17 protein-coding genes are annotated in these 15,678 nt (G+C 66.1%); 8 read left to right on the plus strand and 9 right to left on the minus strand.

The window, feature by feature from the left end; all coding sequences use genetic code 11:
- Position 1: 1 nt before the first annotated feature.
- Genes CPH63_RS09640 through CPH63_RS09650 form a run of 3 tightly spaced genes read right to left on the minus strand, consistent with a single transcriptional unit; the run spans position 2 to position 1,844 of the window.
- Positions 2 to 337: a VOC family protein gene (locus CPH63_RS09640; RefSeq protein WP_096302754.1), complete on the minus strand. Its 336-nt coding sequence runs from the start codon at positions 335 to 337 to the stop codon at positions 2 to 4.
- Positions 338 to 363: 26 nt separating this feature from the next.
- Positions 364 to 1,107, minus strand: a complete 744-nt coding sequence (locus tag CPH63_RS09645) for an SDR family NAD(P)-dependent oxidoreductase (protein WP_096302756.1) — start codon at positions 1,105 to 1,107, stop codon at positions 364 to 366.
- Between the two features lie 2 nt (positions 1,108 to 1,109).
- A complete protein-coding gene (locus CPH63_RS09650) occupies positions 1,110 to 1,844 on the minus strand; it encodes an SDR family NAD(P)-dependent oxidoreductase (protein WP_096302758.1) in 735 nt (244 codons plus the stop codon).
- Positions 1,845 to 2,041: 197 nt separating this feature from the next.
- On the opposite strand from CPH63_RS09650, the gene CPH63_RS09655 reads away from it, so the two are divergent.
- Positions 2,042 to 2,650 carry a TetR/AcrR family transcriptional regulator gene (locus CPH63_RS09655; RefSeq protein ID WP_172892190.1) on the plus strand — a complete coding sequence of 203 codons (609 nt, stop codon included), beginning with the start codon at positions 2,042 to 2,044 and terminating at the stop codon, positions 2,648 to 2,650.
- Positions 2,651 to 3,099: 449 nt separating this feature from the next.
- Entirely contained in the window at positions 3,100 to 3,528 is a 429-nt protein-coding gene (locus CPH63_RS09660; protein WP_206745673.1) for a hypothetical protein, read from the plus strand.
- Positions 3,529 to 3,902: 374 nt separating this feature from the next.
- Here the strand turns inward: CPH63_RS09660 and CPH63_RS22205 are convergent, their stop codons facing one another.
- The 3 genes from CPH63_RS22205 to CPH63_RS09670 form a co-directional block, all read right to left on the minus strand.
- The gene (locus CPH63_RS22205) at positions 3,903 to 4,235 is read right to left on the minus strand and encodes a hypothetical protein (RefSeq protein ID WP_157749424.1); all 333 of its coding nucleotides are present in this window, start codon (positions 4,233 to 4,235) and stop codon (positions 3,903 to 3,905) included.
- Between the two features lie 333 nt (positions 4,236 to 4,568).
- Complete coding sequence (locus tag CPH63_RS09665; protein ID WP_157749425.1) at positions 4,569 to 5,612, minus strand: DUF4238 domain-containing protein; 1,044 nt, start codon at positions 5,610 to 5,612, stop codon at positions 4,569 to 4,571.
- 400 nt (positions 5,613 to 6,012) lie between these two features.
- Positions 6,013 to 7,047: a hypothetical protein gene (locus tag CPH63_RS09670; RefSeq protein WP_096302762.1), complete on the minus strand. Its 1,035-nt coding sequence runs from the start codon at positions 7,045 to 7,047 to the stop codon at positions 6,013 to 6,015.
- A gap of 190 nt (positions 7,048 to 7,237) precedes the next feature.
- Here CPH63_RS09670 and CPH63_RS09675 point away from each other — a divergent pair, with 190 nt between their 5' ends.
- Entirely contained in the window at positions 7,238 to 7,774 is a 537-nt protein-coding gene (locus CPH63_RS09675; protein ID WP_096305052.1) for a dihydrofolate reductase family protein, read from the plus strand.
- 6 nt (positions 7,775 to 7,780) lie between these two features.
- Here the strand turns inward: CPH63_RS09675 and CPH63_RS09680 are convergent, their stop codons facing one another.
- Positions 7,781 to 8,176 (minus strand): hypothetical protein, encoded by a 396-nt coding sequence (locus CPH63_RS09680; protein WP_096302764.1) that lies wholly within the window; start codon positions 8,174 to 8,176, stop codon positions 7,781 to 7,783.
- An 83-nt stretch (positions 8,177 to 8,259) separates the two neighbouring features.
- Here CPH63_RS09680 and CPH63_RS09685 point away from each other — a divergent pair, with 83 nt between their 5' ends.
- From CPH63_RS09685 to CPH63_RS09695, 3 genes are all read left to right on the plus strand, one after another.
- Positions 8,260 to 8,691, plus strand: coding sequence for a MarR family winged helix-turn-helix transcriptional regulator (locus CPH63_RS09685; RefSeq protein WP_096302766.1), 432 nt, complete (start codon positions 8,260 to 8,262; stop codon positions 8,689 to 8,691).
- Positions 8,692 to 8,752: 61 nt separating this feature from the next.
- The gene (locus tag CPH63_RS09690) at positions 8,753 to 9,910 is read left to right on the plus strand and encodes a CdaR family transcriptional regulator (protein WP_096302768.1); all 1,158 of its coding nucleotides are present in this window, start codon (positions 8,753 to 8,755) and stop codon (positions 9,908 to 9,910) included.
- Between the two features lie 187 nt (positions 9,911 to 10,097).
- Positions 10,098 to 10,763 (plus strand): cutinase family protein, encoded by a 666-nt coding sequence (locus tag CPH63_RS09695; protein ID WP_096302770.1) that lies wholly within the window; start codon positions 10,098 to 10,100, stop codon positions 10,761 to 10,763.
- Between the two features lie 53 nt (positions 10,764 to 10,816).
- On the opposite strand, the gene CPH63_RS09700 is transcribed toward CPH63_RS09695, so the two are convergent.
- Together CPH63_RS09700 and CPH63_RS09705 are read right to left on the minus strand one after the other, a co-directional pair.
- Positions 10,817 to 11,353, minus strand: a complete 537-nt coding sequence (locus CPH63_RS09700) for a cupin domain-containing protein (RefSeq protein ID WP_096302772.1) — start codon at positions 11,351 to 11,353, stop codon at positions 10,817 to 10,819.
- A complete protein-coding gene (locus CPH63_RS09705; protein WP_096302774.1) occupies positions 11,353 to 12,300 on the minus strand; it encodes a LysR family transcriptional regulator in 948 nt (315 codons plus the stop codon). Before CPH63_RS09705 ends, CPH63_RS09700 begins: the two co-directional genes overlap by 1 nt.
- A gap of 390 nt (positions 12,301 to 12,690) precedes the next feature.
- On the opposite strand from CPH63_RS09705, the gene CPH63_RS09715 reads away from it, so the two are divergent.
- Positions 12,691 to 14,064 carry an LLM class flavin-dependent oxidoreductase gene (locus CPH63_RS09715; RefSeq protein ID WP_096302778.1) on the plus strand — a complete coding sequence of 458 codons (1,374 nt, stop codon included), beginning with the start codon at positions 12,691 to 12,693 and terminating at the stop codon, positions 14,062 to 14,064.
- A gap of 63 nt (positions 14,065 to 14,127) precedes the next feature.
- Positions 14,128 to 15,672, plus strand: coding sequence for an ABC transporter substrate-binding protein (locus CPH63_RS09720; RefSeq protein ID WP_096302780.1), 1,545 nt, complete (start codon positions 14,128 to 14,130; stop codon positions 15,670 to 15,672).
- Positions 15,673 to 15,678: the final 6 nt, after the last annotated feature.

The raw sequence follows: 15,678 nt of genomic DNA on the forward strand, positions 1-15,678 counted from the left end.
GTCAGCCGCGGATCAGGTCGAACTCGTTCCCCTCGGGGTCGGCGAGGGTGGTCCAGGCCGGGAAGCTGGCCAATTTTGTGGCGCCCAGGCTCAACAGGCGCGCCAGGTCGATGTCGAAGTCTTTGGTGATCAGGTCGAGATGAAGCCGGTTCTTCACCGTCTTGGCCTCGGGCACGCCGTGGAACAGGATCGGCTGGTCGACGTCCGTTGCGGGGAGCGAGGCCGACTCCGGAGTCGCTCCAGGATTCATGTCACGTCCGAGCGCCGCGGCCCAGAATGCCGCCAACGTCGCCGCGTCGGCGGCGTCGAAACTCGTCGCGTAGATGCTGATCGTCATTATGGTTCGGGTCCTCTCGATTGTGGTCAGATCGCGGTGCGGCCGCCGTCGACGGCGATCGTCGCGCCGGTGATGTAGCTGGCGGCCGGCGAGGCCAGGAACCCGATGACCCGCGCGATCTCTTCCGGCTGGGCCGCTCGGCCGAGGATCGTGGTCTGCCCGAGCGCCGTGATGCGTTCGGTTCCGGCGCGGCTACCGGTGTACACCGGTCCGGGTGACACCGCGTTGACCCGCACGCCCCGCGGGCCGTATTCAGTCGCCCACGACCGCGTCAACCCGGCGACGGCCGCCTTGGTGGCGCTGTAGGCCGCGCCGCGTGGCAGGCCGACGATCGCCGCCATGCTCGACACGTTGACGACCGCGCCGCTGCCGCGCTCGGCCATCCCGACAGCGAGGGCCGCGGTGAGCAGATACGGCGCCCGGACGTTGGCCGCGAACAGATCATCGACACCCTGGGCGGCGAGTTCGTCGCTCGGGCCCCACCACGAGAATCCGGCGTTGTTGACCAGGATGTCGACGTCACCGACCTGCTCGAGTAGCACGCTCACCCCGTCGGGTTCGGTCAGGTCGGCGGCGACGAACTCGGCGGCGCCGCCCGCCGCGACGAGTTCGGCAACGACGGCGTTACCTCGGTCGGCGTCGCGACCATGAATGATGACCGCGGCACCCAGGCGGGAGAGTTCGACCGCGGTGGCGTGACCGATTCCGCTGGTCGCGCCGGTAACCAACGCGCGCTGCCCGGCCAGCGAGAACGGATCAGTCGAGGACATCGTCAGATCGCCGTCCGCCCACCGTCGACCGCGTAAATAGCGCCGGTGACGTAACTCGACCTGGACGAGGCCAGGAACGCAATGACCTCCGCGATCTCATCCGCCTGCGCCGCCCGTCCGAAAATGGTCGTCGCACCGATCGCCGCGGTCTGCTCCGCCGGCTGCACCGCGGTATAGACCGGGCCTGGCGACACCGTGTTGACCCGGACTCCTGACGGGCTGTACTCAGCGGACCACGACCGCGTGAATGATGCCAACGCCGCCTTGGTCGCGCTGTAGGCGGCGCCGCCGGCCATGCCGATCTGACCGGCCATGCTGCCGAGGTTGATGATGCTGCCGCTGCCCCGGGTGACCATCTTCGGGGCGAGAGCGGCGACGACGAAGTACGCCGAGCGGACGTTCGCATCGAAAAGCCCGTCATAGGTCGCCACGTCGAGATCCGAGGTCGGGCCGAACCACGCGATGCCCGCGTTGTTCACCAGCACATCAACATCACCGAGCTGCTCGACGAATCCGGCGATCTCGCTCGCGTCAGTCAGGTCGGCGGCGACGAACCGCGCCTGCCCGCCACCGTCCGCGATCGCCGCGACCACCTCGGCCCCCCGCCTGGCGTCACGGCCATGCACTACCACCGCGAAACCGTCTGCGGCCAACCGCAGCGCTGCCGCCTTGCCTATCCCTGAGGTCGCGCCTGTCACCACCGCAACTGTCAGTGGTGCGTCTTGTCGATCCGTCATCCCTGCTCCTCTCGAGCTGTCGCGACTGTACCGCTCGTTCTACCGGTGAACAACGGTCTAACCGCGTCGCGACCCACGACGCAGACGCAGAGAATCTCCTAACTGCCCGGCATTCCGCGTAGCGTTGTCTAGAAAAGTGGTCTACCGACCTGACACATCACCTTGAGGTTCGCTAGACCGATCGTTATGGTGAACCCATGACGAAGACCTCCACTACGACGGCGAATGATGTCGATCACCCTAGCGACGTTTCCGGCGTGTCCGCCCGCGAACGTCTGCTCGCTGCGGCCGACGAGCTTTTCTACGCCGAAGGCGTCCAATCGGTCGGCGTTGAACGGGTCCTCGAACGGGCGGGTGTCGCTAAGGCTTCCCTGTACAACCTGTTCGGCAATAAGCAAGGACTTGTGCTCGCCTACCTCCAGGCACGCCACGACGGCACCACCGAACGCCTCATGGCCGAAGTAAACCGACACAAGGACCCGCGACGACGCATCCTCGCCCTATTCGACGTCCAAGCCCAAGTTTTCGCCCAGCCCGGCTTCCGCGGTTGCGCCTTCATCTCCGCCCTCGCCGAAGCCCCCCTCGGTGGACGGGTAGCCACTGCGGCCAACAACTTCCGTGCCTGGGTCCGCAACCTTCTCAGCACACTGTGCGTCGAGGCCGGCGCCGCCGACCCACTCGAACTGGCCCGGCAACTCCACGTCATCTACGACGGCGGAATCACCGCCGCTTGGGTGGACCACGACGCTTCCATCGCCAGTTCCTCGCGCGCCGCCGCCGAAGTCATACTCGACGCTGCCCTCTAAGACCGCCGACCCGCGTGGTCTGACGGTCAGAATCGCCCGGCAAACCCTATGCAATTCGACATTCGGATTGCCGAAGTTTCACGCACCACAGCCGTCGTTAGCGAGCACGCGGGCAGGTGTGTGACCTTGCGCAGATCGATCGCTCGGGTGCCGGCGTGAACTGCCGGCGGCGGCCCAGCTCGAGGTCCGTCTGGTTCACAGCTCAAGTCGTCACCTATTCATGCAGCAGACCCATTGGTACGAGGAAGGAGCATCGGCGTGGGTCAACAGCGGGGACCCCTACGAAGTCGTGGTGACGACGGAATCGGGCCACGTTGTGACTTGCGGATACCAGCGACCACCCGGGGCAGTTGAGGGACCGAAGAGGCCGTAGCTGGCGCACGAATCTGCGGCTCGGCACGCGGTCATGTCGATGAGCGCGAGTCGGCAGTAGTGGACCTGGCAAGCTGATGGCCATGAGTGACGTATCGCCAGAGCAGGTCGTTCTCGATGACCGCGAGCGACGGTTCCTCCGGGCCGCGCTACTGGATTGGGGCGGTCCGGCCCGGCCCACGGATGAACTAGCGACCACGATGGGCTTCACAAGCGCGGAGAGCCTGTCGCGCGAAGCATGGGCTCTGTGGGGACGGATCGAGGCTGGCGACGCGCTCACGATCCAGGAATGGCGACAGGTTCTGCTCGCAGTCGAAATTGTGTTCGCCAGCGATGTCGTGGGCTCGGGCCTCGACTTCCGAATCACATCGGGCATCCCTGATGAGGAAGCGATCAAGATTCTCCGCGGCCTCCAGCGACGGCTGCCGAGGTGGCGAGGCAGCGTCCAATTCTCCACCGCGAGCGGCCGTGTTGAGATCCTCGACGATAATCGTCCTGAGGTCTGAACATCCGGAATTGCCGCCACCAGAGTGCATTCTTGCACCACATCGGCGACTACCGTGCCTAGAGCGGCGGCCGGCCCTCGGCCTCCCAGCTGATCCGGTAGGTCTCGAACGAGTCGCCGACCATGTCGCCGCCGGGGTCAGTCATCGAAACCGAACTCGAACCCGCAAGTCGTGCACACGGCGTAGGACGGCTTGCCCAAGTAGTCCTGGTACGGCGGGCTGATGTTGAGCCCTGGTGGCGGAGGCCAGATTTAATACGGAGGACAGTCGAGACTGCTCGCGCCGCAGACGGGGCACTCAATCATGAAGCCGTTCTACACCAAGACTCGCACACGCGCCGAGCAACTGCAGCGGAATGCACGGAGATGCCGCTACTAATGCGTGGCGTCGACGTTCTGGACGTGGAAATAGGCAACCGGCCGGGCGCCCTCAGTTACGACGACGACGCTGCCCGGCTGAACCCATTGCTCGCCTTCGCTGGGGACAACTAGCCAGTCCCCTTCAGCGGCGGATCGCCAGGCGGAGCGGTCGACGACGCGAAGCACGAACGAGGCGAGCCCCTCCTCAACTGTTGCAGGAGGGACGTAGGCCGTAGCCGCGTAGTCCTGGTCTGCCGGAGTAGGCGGCGGACCTGACTTTCGTCCGCCCTGCTCCGGCGTCAGCCATACGACCTCGCCGCGAAACCGGAGCGGTCGGTGCAGGCGCATGACGCCAGTCTCCCAAACGAGGTCACACGGCGCTTGCTGAGGACAGCGAACCAACCCGCGATCATGCCGCACGGCGGGCGAGTGTGCATTTGCGTAGGAGCAACTGCCGTACGAGGGGCTAACACAGGGCCTCTGCGCGGTGCGACTAGGCCCGACGGTCGTTGGGTCGACAGCCGGCATGGTTTCGCGACGTGCGAGTCCAATAGCGGTGTGTCAAAATTCGTCCGGCTCTCGACGGTGGCCAAGCGCACCCAGGCCGCGATGCTTGCGCGTCTTGGTGATCTGTCCGGAACGGCAGAGGTGGACAGGCAGCTCTTGGCACAGCGTCGCAGCTCACGGGAGGGGCGTGTCGAGTGGTGTCCCGACCTGGGGCGGGATGAGACCCGCATCGATCAGTATTTGCCGATCGGCCGGTGGCATGAATCGCCACGGGTCTCCGTCGACGTCGCCGACTTCGCGGGTCCGCGGGGCGTGCAACTCAAGGCCCTTGAGTGGATCGTCGTCGGGGTGATGGAAGATCACGCTCCTCGCGTTGTTGACCGTGCATGAGTTACTGAACAGGGCAACCTTAGCGACGCCTGGTTGACGAATGTCGTCGGTCTGCCCGGCGAGTTCGGCGGGCAGCGCGTCGCGCCAGGCCATCCCCAGAGACAACCTTCGAGTCAGAGGGACGTGGATCTGATCGGCAGTTTCGATCCCGGTGCCGATTCCGAGGGCAAGGTCCCGCTGGTTCGGCACTACGTGCACCGGGTGATCACAGGTCGCAAGTCCCTTGCGCTCGAACGTCGTCAGCACCCACCAACGGTCCAGCAGGGACTCGGTCACCCTGGGCAGCATCTCAACCATCTGAGTCAGGTGATGGTTCGCGTTGACCTCAACGGCCAGGGGCTCCTCGAACAGGGATATCCATTCCCGAGCGACTGACTCGTCGTCATGGGGCTCGCCCATGTCCCGCAACGTCTCGCGTAGCCGGGCCGTGCCACCGACAATAATGTTGAGGTTGAGCAGATCGGTGCCGATCTCGTTCATCATCGCTCGAGTGCCGGAACCCCGGATCAGGTGCAGGGCGATCCAACTGGCCACGACGCCGCGCTCGGTTGACATAAGCGGCCACACTCCGCCAGCGATCTCTCGCCACACCTGCGACGCCGGCCCCTCGATCTCGTTGAAAGCGCGCTCGGCGGCGTCAGTCTCCAGCCCGTCCTGTCCGACAGCGGTATAGAAGTCATTCTCGACCGACGCCCGGCTCACGCTCTGCGTGAAGACCCGATCGCCGGGAAGCATGACAGTGGTGATCCGCTCCTTGTCATCAGCGAAGTAACGCAGATAGAACCTCGAAACGAGGTGATGCCTCCTCGCCAGTCGCTGCCGAGCCACCGGAGCATCCTCCCACGGTCTACCCCGGTCACGGGGCCATATACCCAGGAGAGGAACGCTTCAGCCGACGTGGAAGGCGGCGGCGTTGACAAGCTGCGACCGCGCGCCGGTCGCTGCGCATGGATATCTGGAGGTCGTCGGGGTGAGAGACGCCAGGACGTCCCTCCGCACATATCTCCTGAGGCGACGGGACGAGCGATCGCACATATTCGGCGATATGCGGTTGGCAGCTGCGACCTAGCTGCTGACGCCGTTTGCCTGGAGTCACCCTGCGATGGCTGCCTGACCGGACCGCCGCGCACGGACAACAGGAACTGCAGTTCGGCCTGCAAAATCAGAAACGAACGAGCCGCCGACGGATGGGATCCGTCGGCGGCTCTACTCGTTAAGGCGTTGGCACTCAGTGAGCCCCGGGGTCCAACGGCTGGGGGACGTTGCCGCTGGCGAACGTGTTGCTGTACATCAGCACGCCCTTCGGGACCGCGTTGTCGAAGGTGACGCCGGGCAGCACCCAGTTGTCGTTGCCGAGGTGCACGGTGAATGTCCCGGTGTCTTCGAACTGCGGGATCTCCGCCCAGATGTAGCCCGTCTCCCCGGGCGGAACCGGAACGCTCCAACTGGTGCTGAAGTCCGTGCTCTTCTCGACTGAGTGGCTGTACGTCGCCTGCACTTGGACGTCCACCATGCCGAGCACGCTGGCCTCGGCGCTCACCGAACCGCCCCACTCGTCCGTCGTCGTGTCGGTGTAGCCGTTGTCGGCGGTCAACGTCGAGTCGCCCCCGCCGGAGGGCGCTCCGTTGTACCCCTCGGCCAGCAACCGGGCCGCGGAGCGAGTGATCGTCTCACCGGTGGCCTTGAACGTGCAGGCGCTCGAATCGTTCTCGCAGAGCTGCTGCAGAACGGTCTGCTCGTCCGACGAGCCAGGCGTGAATGTCTGCTGCGCGGCGGTGCTCCAGGGTGCGTCCTCCAGGTGCATCGTCGTACCCATCGGGTTGTCGGGCACCGTGAGTGCGGTGTTCTGGCTGCCGTCCATGTTGTAGAACTCCACGTCCCACGCGTCATCGCTGTTCAGGCTGATCGTCATCGTGCCGGTCTGCGGTCCGTTGTCGGGGCCGTAGACGGTGTAGTACGCCTCGCCCGTGGTGTGCTTGAACGCCTCCACCGGCATCTCGAAGTTTCGCTTCTGCCCGGGCATGAAATCGTGCGTGTCCGGCGCCGGGAGCGACCCGGTGACCTTGTCGAACTTGTAGGTCTCGGCGCTGTAGTTGTAGACGTTGAAGCCCTGGGTCGACTGCACCGCGTGCACCCCGCCGCCGGAGGTCGTCCCGGCCGGGGTGGCCGCCTCGCTGACCCCGCAGCCGACCATCAGCAGCGTTCCCGCGATCGCGGTCAATGCTCCGCTCCGCACGGCCAGTCTCTTCACGTTGACGTTCATCTCGTAATCCTCGTTCTCTAGTCGCTGCGGGCTTTCCCGCCTTCGAGAACCACTCTCCCGCCGGGGTCGCCTCTCACCTGTCGACCCATCGGGCCATCTGGCGGTTGACGTTGCTGTCCACCGATCGGGGGACAAGAGCCCCGCGCTCTGATCTCATCCGTGCGTTAGGTTCAGGGTGGAGGTGTTGGAGATGCGCAAGGTTGTCGCCTACGAACTGCTATCCCTCGACGGGGTCGCCGAGACCCCGGACCGGTTCTTCACGTCATGGGACGAGACGATGGACGCCAACCTGGCCGCCGTCATCGGGGCGCAGGATGCGGTCATCCTCGGCCGGCGCAGCTACGACGAGTGGGCCGACTTCTGGCCGGGAAGCGACGTCGAGCCCTTTGCGACCTTCATCAACGGGGTCGTGAAATACGTCGCGACCTCGACCCCGCTCACCCGGCACTGGAACAACAGCGTGGTGGTTGACGGCGACCTGATTGACTTCGTCCGGGCGCTACGGGATCAGCCCGGCCGCGACATCGGCATCCACGCCAGCATCTCAGTCACCCAAGCCCTGCTCGCCGCCGGCGTAGTGGACGAACTCAGGCTCGTCATCGCACCGGCGCTCGCCGGCAATCGGCGACGGCTCTTCGACGGAGTGCCACCCGTCAACCTGGAATCGATCGGCAGCGAGACTTCACCCAGCGGCTACCTGCTCGTCGACTACCGGGTCATCCGATAGCGGTCCCTACTCGCTGAGCACCGCGTCGGCCCGGGCCAGAACGGTGTTGAGTACGCGGGTTGTGGTCGCCACGTCGGCGTCCGGGAGACCGCTCCAGATCGCCGCCGACTGGCCGGCCGCTCTGGAGAGAATTCGATCGAGCAGGGCCGACCCGGTGGGGGAGAGGCGTCCGTGGCTCAGCAATCCCCGTTCGGTGAGAGTCGCGACGAGCTCAGCGGCCTCGGTGAAGTGAGCGCGGGCGAATACGGCGTCGCTGAGATCCTCGGTCGAGGTAAGGGTGCTCGCGACTCTGAGCGTCACGTACTCCCGCTCGTCCAGGCCGGTGTCGACGAGGTTGCGGTGTAGAAGCGCGCCCAAGGTCTTCTCGGTGCGCCCCACCAGTTCGGGTCCGAAGCTGATCATCGTTCCTCCAATATTGTTGGTGGGGCCAACGATATACCTCATCCGTTGGACACGCCAACGAATTATCGACGTATGCTTCGACCATGCCTAACCGTCTGGAGCAGAAGCCGACCTGGTTGATCAGCCAGCTCTACCTGCGCGCTCACCGATTGCTGGCCGACGGCTTCGCGGACGCCGGATCGCGGGGTTACCACTATCGCCTCCTGGCCGCGCTGGAAGAGCAGGGGCCGACCAGCCAGGCGGAACTCGGTCGGGCGACCGGGATGGACCGCAGCGACGTCGTGGCGGCGCTGAACGAGCTGGCCGATGGTGGCTACGTCCGACGCAGCCCGGATGCCGAGGATCGTCGCCGCAATGTCATCACGATGACCCGTCGCGGCATCCGCCGCCTGGCTGATCTCGAACCGGTCGTCGCCGCGGCGCAGGTGAGTCTGCTGGCCGCGTTGAGCCGCACCGAGCAGGCGCAGCTTCTCGCCCTGATGCGCAAGGTCGTCGACGCCGCGCCCGAGGCCTGATCCGCTCGGGCCGGCTGCTGGTCATGTGCGCACTTCACGAGCAGGAGTTCATACTCTGCTGATGGTAGAGCCGAGGAGCGAGAGCAACGTCTTCCGTCGTGTGCTCGAACAGACCAACCTCGACGAGATGGTCGACGGTGTCTTCGCGAGTTTCGCCGATCAGTCCGAGTTCGCGTCCATGCGCCCGCCCGACGAAGTACTCAAGGGGTGGGTTCGCTGGAACATCAGTCTGGTCGTCCGCTGGTCGGTAGAGGGGGTGCCGCCCACCGAAGCCGAGCTTGACGCCTTCCGCGAACTGGCTCGGATCACCGCCTCCAACGGAACCCCGATCGACACCGTTCCCGCGAACTACCGGCGCGGTGCTCGCTTCGCCTGGAATTCGCTGCTGAACTCCACCCAGGACGCCGATCGGGAGGCGCTCCTGGCCGGGGCGGATCTGCTTTTCGAGTTCGTCGATCAGGTCTCGCGGGCGTTCACCGCGGCCTACGACGAGGCAACCCGCGCCGGTGGATATTCGGCCCAGGAGCGGGCTGCGCAGGCCCTCTTCGATCGTGTCGTCGCCAGCCAGGAGCTGGACCTCGATGACGAGCGGCTAGCCAAGCGAATCGGTATCGAGGTGAGCGCTCCGACGCGGCCCTTCGTGCTCGCGTCGCCCGGCCTTCCGGTGAGCTACTACACCGGCCTTGCGCAGCGTCTACGAGATCTCGGTGTACTGGCCGTCGCCCGCGGTCGCATGATCAGCGGCGTGGCCCAGTGCCGGGTGCCCTGGTCTGATTTGGCCACCGACGCTTCGACCGTCTTCGCCGAGGGCGATCTGGTCACGGCGGCTCAGCTCGCCCGATCGCTGGAGGACCTGCGGCTGCTCGTCGAGGTCGCTGCTCGGCGTGGTGACCGGGGCGAGGTCGACGCAGACGACTACCTGCTCGACATCCTGTTGCACCGCTCGCCCGAGGTCGCCGCCCGCCTGCACGCGCGCGTGTACGGACGTCTGGACTCGGAGATGGCCCGCACGCTGGACGCCCTGATCAGCAACGACTTCGACCGGACGCGCACCGCGCTGGCCCTACCGGTGCACCGAAACACCTTGACCAATCGACTGAGCCGTATCGCCACGGTCACCGGGATCGATCTCGAATCGCCGCAGGGATCGACGCTGCTGTGGCTCGCCTGGCGTCAGCACAGCGCCGTCGCGAACACCCTCAGCCGGCTGACCGAATAGCGGGGCGCAGCGTCGGTCGCCACTGTGCAGGCGCACAGTCAGCGACCGTAAGTCGGTGCGGTACGCCGATTCCTTTGTTGGCTATCACGCATAGCGTGGCTGCGTCAGGCACCGTCCAGAGTTTTGCCAGCGGTGCCCAATCAACGAGCGTGCCGACCAACCAGCGTGCCAACCAAAAGGAGAGCTCATGCCCAGAACCACCCCTCGTCGGGCCATCGCCGCCGTCGCCGGCGCGGCTGCGCTGATCGTGAGCACCCTGGTAGTCGGCTCCCAGGCTGTCGGTGCCGCTCCGGCGGCGGCGACCTGCACGAAGGCGAGATTCATCGTGGCCAAGGGCACCAGCGAGTTCGGCACGCTCGGGTTCATCGTCGGCGACCGAATCAACGACCAGTTGACCAGCAAGGCGCCGGGTGTCTTCACTTCGGAGGCAGTGAACTACCCAGGTACGACTGACGCCGACTCGCCGGTGAAGGGAGACGTGGCGGTGGTGGCTGCCGTGACCGCGGCGATCGCCGCCTGCCCGAACCAGAAGATCGTCATCTCCGGCTACTCCCAGGGCGCGCAGATCGTCGATGAGGCGTTTGGGATCGACATGACCGGCACGATCAATGGCGGACCGCCGACCGCAGTACTCCCGGCATCGGCTCGGTCCCACGTTGCCGCGGTCGTGCTGTTCGGCAATCCGTTGGGTTCCATCGGGAAGAAGGTCACCGGGCCGTACGCCAGCGTAACCAAGGAGTGGTGCGCCAGCGGGGATCCGGTCTGCAACCCGAACCAGATCAATATCCTGGCTCACCTGTCGTACTTCCTGAACGCATCCGATGCGGCAACCTACATACTCGCCAAGATCTAGCCCGCCGCGCTCTCGTCGCCGCTGACCGGCACTCTCCGGTTTAAGGTCGCCGACTAAAGGGACGCGCCCTCGGCATCGGTACGGACCTCGGCCCAGTCGAGGGCGTCCAGGTTCACCACGATGGCGTCCTGCGTGGTGCGGGCGATCACCACGATCGCTTCCACCTCGGGGTCCGGGTTCTCCTCGCGATGGGGGATGTACGGCGGCACGAAGATGTAGTCACCGGGGCCTGTCTGGATGCGGGTCTCGACCGGTTCGTCGCCCTCGAGATCGACGAAGACGAACGCCGGAGTGCCGGAGACGATGTAGATCGCGGTCTCCGATGCGCCGTGGTGGTGGTTGCCGGAGTTGGTGGAGGCGGGGACATGTGTCTGTCCCATCCAGAGGTTCTGGGCACCCACCGTCTTTCCGCTGATCGCCTCCAGCCGCTTCATGCCGGTGGTCTGGGTCGTCTGGCCGATGAGCCCGGACGGGGCGATGCGGTGCAACCGCCGGTGAAACGGATCGATGTCAGCGGGGAGCAGCACTCCGCTGGGCGTGCGAACGAACTCCGCAGAGGTCGATCCGGCGGGGACGTGAAGAGCGGGCATCAGGCACCTCTGGCTAGTTCGACGGTTGGCTCGATGCCAACGACTTGGGTGATTTCGTGGTTGATTTCGGTAGCCGGGGGCCGGGCCAGCGGCGGTGTCGTAGCTCCACCCAGCAGTTGCCGGATCGCGTCGGTGGTGGCAAGGACGACGTCGGCGGCCAGCCCCGGCCGCGACCAGACAGCCAGTGGTAGTGGCAGTGGCTTCGGCAGGTCGTCGTGCTCGGCCAACCCGGCCGGCGGCTGCCCGAGAGTCGCCATCAGGGCGACCCCCTGCCGGGCTCCGACCGCGGCCTGGACGCCGGCCAGCTGTGGCGCCTCGGCGCTGATCTCGGCCGCGATCGCATGCTCGGCCAGGGTCTCGAGAGCGCGGGTGCGCAGCGCGCACGGGTCGTCGAAGGCGACGAGCGGAATCGGTCCGGTGATCGGCGCCCGCCAGTCGGGGGCGGCATACCAGGTCAGCTCCAACTCTCCGACCGGCACGGCCCGGGGATCGTCGGTACTTCCGAGAAGGAGTGCCATGTCGATCCGCCCGGCGGCGAGACCGTCCCGCAGTTGTGTGCCCCGATCGATACGGAAGCGCGCCCGATACTCCGGCAGGCTCTGCTCCAGGGTGGCAGCCAGGTGTGGAAGTAACTGGGCCGCGGCGTGCTCGGTCGAGCCGATCACGATCGTCTGCTCCGTCTCCACGCCGAACGCGAGCAGGCTCTCGTCGTGCAGGGTGAGGATGCGTCGGGCCCGCACCAGCAGCTGTTCGCCGTCGGCGGTGAAGCGGGATCCGCGCCCCTGTCGCGCCACCAATGGACGGCCGACGGCGGCCTCGAGGCGGCGCACGTGCTGGCTGATCGCCGCCTGGCTGAGATGCAGTGAGCGGGCCGCATGCTGGAACCCGCCGCAGTCGGCCACGGCGACGAAGCTGCGCAGCGGCGCGATGTCCAGGGTCCGGGGCATGTCTACCAGGCTACTAGAGAATTGATCAGGGAATGTGATCGGTCACGATCAGAAACGTCATTGGACTTTCTAGACCTTGTCTAGCAGACTGCTAGACATGACCCGGCCCACCGACGTGATGCTCACGTGTTGTCGCTGGCTCGACTACGCCCGCCAGGGCGCCTCGCTGTGTCGCTGAACCCGTCACCGCTCGGCGCGCTCAGCGCGCCGATGCCAGCTACGTCCCTGTCGCGGTAGCGCAGCACCTGCCGCTGAATCCGGGCTGAACCAGCCCGCTGGCGCACCGGCGCGCCAAACCATCCGAGTACGTCCCGATATCGCCGCTGCCCGCTTCGCCGGTCGGCGGTCTCTCTCTGCTCACTCACAATGTCGATCTGGAAGGCAAGTCCCATGTCTGCCCGCACCCTCAAACTCGGCGCCATCCTCCTCGGAGTCGGTGGCCCCGGCCAGCACAACGCCTGGCTGCACCCCGACATCGCGCCCGATGCCAGCGTCGACGTCAACTGGTATATCAACCGGGCCAAGGAGGCCGAGGCGGCGAAGTTCGACCTGGTCTTCATCGTGGACAGCCAGTTCATTACCCCGGATTCACCGAATCACTACCTGAGCCGCCTGGAGCCGCTGACGCTGCTGTCGGCGATCGCCGTGCACACCACGAACATCGGTCTGGTCGGGACGCTCACCACCTCCTACAACGAACCCTTCAACGTTGCCCGTCGCCTCTACTCCCTCGACCACATCAGTGGTGGGCGCGCCGGCTGGAACGTGGTGACCAGCGGCGACGCCGGCACCTCGGGCAACTACAGCCGCGACGAGCACTACGACTACCCCACCCGCTACGGCCGGGCCAAGGAGCACGTGCAGATCGCACAGGGTCTCTGGGACTCCTACGAGGCCGACGCCTTCCCGCGGGACAAGGAGCGCGGGGTCTTCTTCGACCGGAGCAAGCAGCACGCGCTCAACCACGAGGGTGAGTACTTCTCGGTCGTCGGCCCGCTCAATCTCGAGCGCTCGGCCCAGGGGCAGCCGGTGATCTTCCAGGCCGGTGACTCGGAGGAGGGGCGCGACCTCGGTGCGAGTATCGCCGACGCCATCTTCACCCACGCCCCCACGCTGGAGCAGGCGGCCGCCTTCCGCACCGAGCTGCGCGCGCGGGCCGCCGCCAAGGGGCGTGACCCGGAGAATGTCCTTATCGTTCCGGGCATCTTCCCGATCATCGCCGACACCGACGAGGAGGCGCTGGCCAAGGAGGCGGCGATCGCCGGGGCGAAGAGTTTCGACCGGGCGCTGGCCGAACTCGGCCGCCCCTTCGGTTGGCACGACTTCAGCCAGTACGACCTGGACGCACCGTTCCCCGACGTCGCCGCGCTGGGCGCACGCAGCTTCCGCACCCAGGCCGAGTCAATCACCCACAATGCCCGGGAGAAGAACCTGACGCTGCGCCAGGTCGTCGCGGAGCAACTGACGGCGTGGCGCTCGCCCTTCGTCGGATCACCGCTCACCGTGGCCAACGAGATTCAGCGCTGGTTCGACGGCGGTGGCTTCGACGGCATCAGCATCAGCGTCAACGCCCCGAGCGAGTTCGCCCGTTTCACCGACCAGGTGCTGCCGATCCTGCGCGAACGCGGGGTGGTGCGCAGCGAATACGAGTCGAGCACGCTGCGCGGCAATCTCGGTCTGCCGATCCCGCCGAACCGCCACACCGTCGCCCGCCTCGAGGCCGATCTGAACGCCGCTACCGAACCGGCGGAGCTCGTCTCCTAGTCGAGCCCCACCGCTCAACTGTCACATCAATCCGAAACACCATCCGAAAGAGAGACCACGAAAATGTCCGCAATTCCCTCGCTACCCGCTCGCCGCTTGCGGCGCAGTGTCGTACTCGCGGCCGCCCTGGCCGTGCCGGCGCTCGCCCTCAGCGCCTGCACCGGTAGCGGGTCCGCCGCCACCACCGCCGGTGGCACGCCCACACTGAAGTGGGCGTCTTCCTACTTTCCGACACACTGGGATCCGGTGGTCTCCGGCAGCGGTGCGCAGTTCCGGGAACTGGCACTGGTCTACTCCGCGCTGACCAAGACGGACGAGAAGGGCGATGCCGTCCCCGAGCTGGCCGAGAGCTGGAAGTACAACACGGCCGGCGACGAGATCACCTTTCACCTCCGATCGGGGCTGACCTTCAGCGACGGCACGCCAGTCAATTCGGCGGCGGTCAAGGACGCCATCGAGCGGGCCAAGACCCAGAAGAACTCGGCGATCTTCGGCGACCTGACCTCGATCAAGTCGGTGACGACCAGTGGTGACCTCGACGTCGTTGTTCACCTGACGCAGACGGACTATCAGATTCCGCTGCTCTTCGGGCAGCGCGTCCTCCAGATCGCCAGCCCCAAGGCAGCGGCCGACCCGACGACGCTGGACCAGAAGCCGGTCGGTGCTGGTCCCTTCATCGTCACCGATCTCGTCCCCGGCACGAAGGCGGTCCTGAAGAAGAACCCGAACTACTGGGACGCCAAGGACATCCACATCGACGCCGTCCAGCTGATCTCCGCCCCGGACCCGGCGACGGTGGTCTCCGGGCTGCAGACGGGCGTCTACAACTTCGCTGACATCCCGCCGACCCAGGCCGCCGCCGCCAAGTCGGCCGGACAGGACGTCTTCGTACAGCCAGGTTTCAACGCCAGCAACATCAGCATCAATGTGAACAAGGCGCCGTTCAACAACCCGAAGGTCGTCGACGCGGTGCGCTACGCGATCAACCGCCAGGAGTTCGTCGACAAGCTGACCTTCGGCTACGGCGCGGCGACCACCCAGCCCTTCCCACCGGGGTATGTCGCCTACGACCCGCAGTCGGCGGACCTGTACGCCTATGACCCGGCCAAGTCCAAGCAGTTGCTGACCGACGCCGGATTCAAGTCGGGACAGATCAAGGTGACGCTGGTGATCCCCAAGGAGCAGGCCGACGCCGAGATCGTCCAGTCGCAGCTGGCGGCGGTCGGTATCACCGTCGACATCAAGATCGACAAGAACTGGGCCACTCCGTTCTTCGCCAAGGACCTGGCCTTCTCCCTCTACGGCACCACCGGCCGTGACTCGGCGGTGCAGACGCTGACCGCCCACTTCGGCCCGAACGGCCCGCTCAACCTGAGCACGCCGTACGAGCCGGCCGGGTTCGAGGCGGCGGTGTCGAAGGTGCGTCAGACTCCGCTCGAGTCGCCGGACTACGCGACGACGCTGCAGGCGGCCACCCGGGCCGGGCTGCAGAGCCAGGCATTGGTCTTCACCTACTCCGCTCCGAATCTCTTCGCGAAGAACAAGGCGATCTCGAAGCTGCCGGCCATTCCCGGGCACGTCGACTGGACCGGCGTCACCATCAGCTAGCCGCCA

The organism is Jatrophihabitans sp. GAS493 (assembly GCF_900230215.1).
In the GTDB taxonomy this organism is placed as follows: domain Bacteria; phylum Actinomycetota; class Actinomycetes; order Mycobacteriales; family Jatrophihabitantaceae; genus MT45.

What these genes read in the sequence shown, in the direction of transcription:
- CPH63_RS09640 (WP_096302754.1), bottom strand. Translation starts at nt 337, where the DNA reads ATGACGATCAGCATCTACGCGACGAGTTTCGACGCCGCCGACGCGGCG.
- CPH63_RS09650 (WP_096302758.1), bottom strand. Translation starts at nt 1,844, where the DNA reads ATGACGGATCGACAAGACGCACCACTGACAGTTGCGGTGGTGACAGGC.
- CPH63_RS09660 (WP_206745673.1), top strand. Translation starts at nt 3,100, where the DNA reads ATGGCCATGAGTGACGTATCGCCAGAGCAGGTCGTTCTCGATGACCGC.
- CPH63_RS09680 (WP_096302764.1), bottom strand. Translation starts at nt 8,176, where the DNA reads ATGATCAGCTTCGGACCCGAACTGGTGGGGCGCACCGAGAAGACCTTG.
- CPH63_RS09670 (WP_096302762.1), bottom strand. Translation starts at nt 7,047, where the DNA reads ATGAACGTCAACGTGAAGAGACTGGCCGTGCGGAGCGGAGCATTGACC.
- CPH63_RS09675 (WP_096305052.1), top strand. Translation starts at nt 7,238, where the DNA reads ATGCGCAAGGTTGTCGCCTACGAACTGCTATCCCTCGACGGGGTCGCC.
- CPH63_RS09720 (WP_096302780.1), top strand. Translation starts at nt 14,128, where the DNA reads ATGTCCGCAATTCCCTCGCTACCCGCTCGCCGCTTGCGGCGCAGTGTC.
- CPH63_RS09685 (WP_096302766.1), top strand. Translation starts at nt 8,260, where the DNA reads ATGCCTAACCGTCTGGAGCAGAAGCCGACCTGGTTGATCAGCCAGCTC.
- CPH63_RS09645 (WP_096302756.1), bottom strand. Translation starts at nt 1,107, where the DNA reads ATGTCCTCGACTGATCCGTTCTCGCTGGCCGGGCAGCGCGCGTTGGTT.
- CPH63_RS09700 (WP_096302772.1), bottom strand. Translation starts at nt 11,353, where the DNA reads ATGCCCGCTCTTCACGTCCCCGCCGGATCGACCTCTGCGGAGTTCGTT.
- CPH63_RS09705 (WP_096302774.1), bottom strand. Translation starts at nt 12,300, where the DNA reads ATGCCCCGGACCCTGGACATCGCGCCGCTGCGCAGCTTCGTCGCCGTG.
- CPH63_RS22205 (WP_157749424.1), bottom strand. Translation starts at nt 4,235, where the DNA reads ATGCGCCTGCACCGACCGCTCCGGTTTCGCGGCGAGGTCGTATGGCTG.
- CPH63_RS09655 (WP_172892190.1), top strand. Translation starts at nt 2,042, where the DNA reads ATGACGAAGACCTCCACTACGACGGCGAATGATGTCGATCACCCTAGC.
- CPH63_RS09690 (WP_096302768.1), top strand. Translation starts at nt 8,753, where the DNA reads ATGGTAGAGCCGAGGAGCGAGAGCAACGTCTTCCGTCGTGTGCTCGAA.
- CPH63_RS09715 (WP_096302778.1), top strand. Translation starts at nt 12,691, where the DNA reads ATGTCTGCCCGCACCCTCAAACTCGGCGCCATCCTCCTCGGAGTCGGT.
- CPH63_RS09695 (WP_096302770.1), top strand. Translation starts at nt 10,098, where the DNA reads ATGCCCAGAACCACCCCTCGTCGGGCCATCGCCGCCGTCGCCGGCGCG.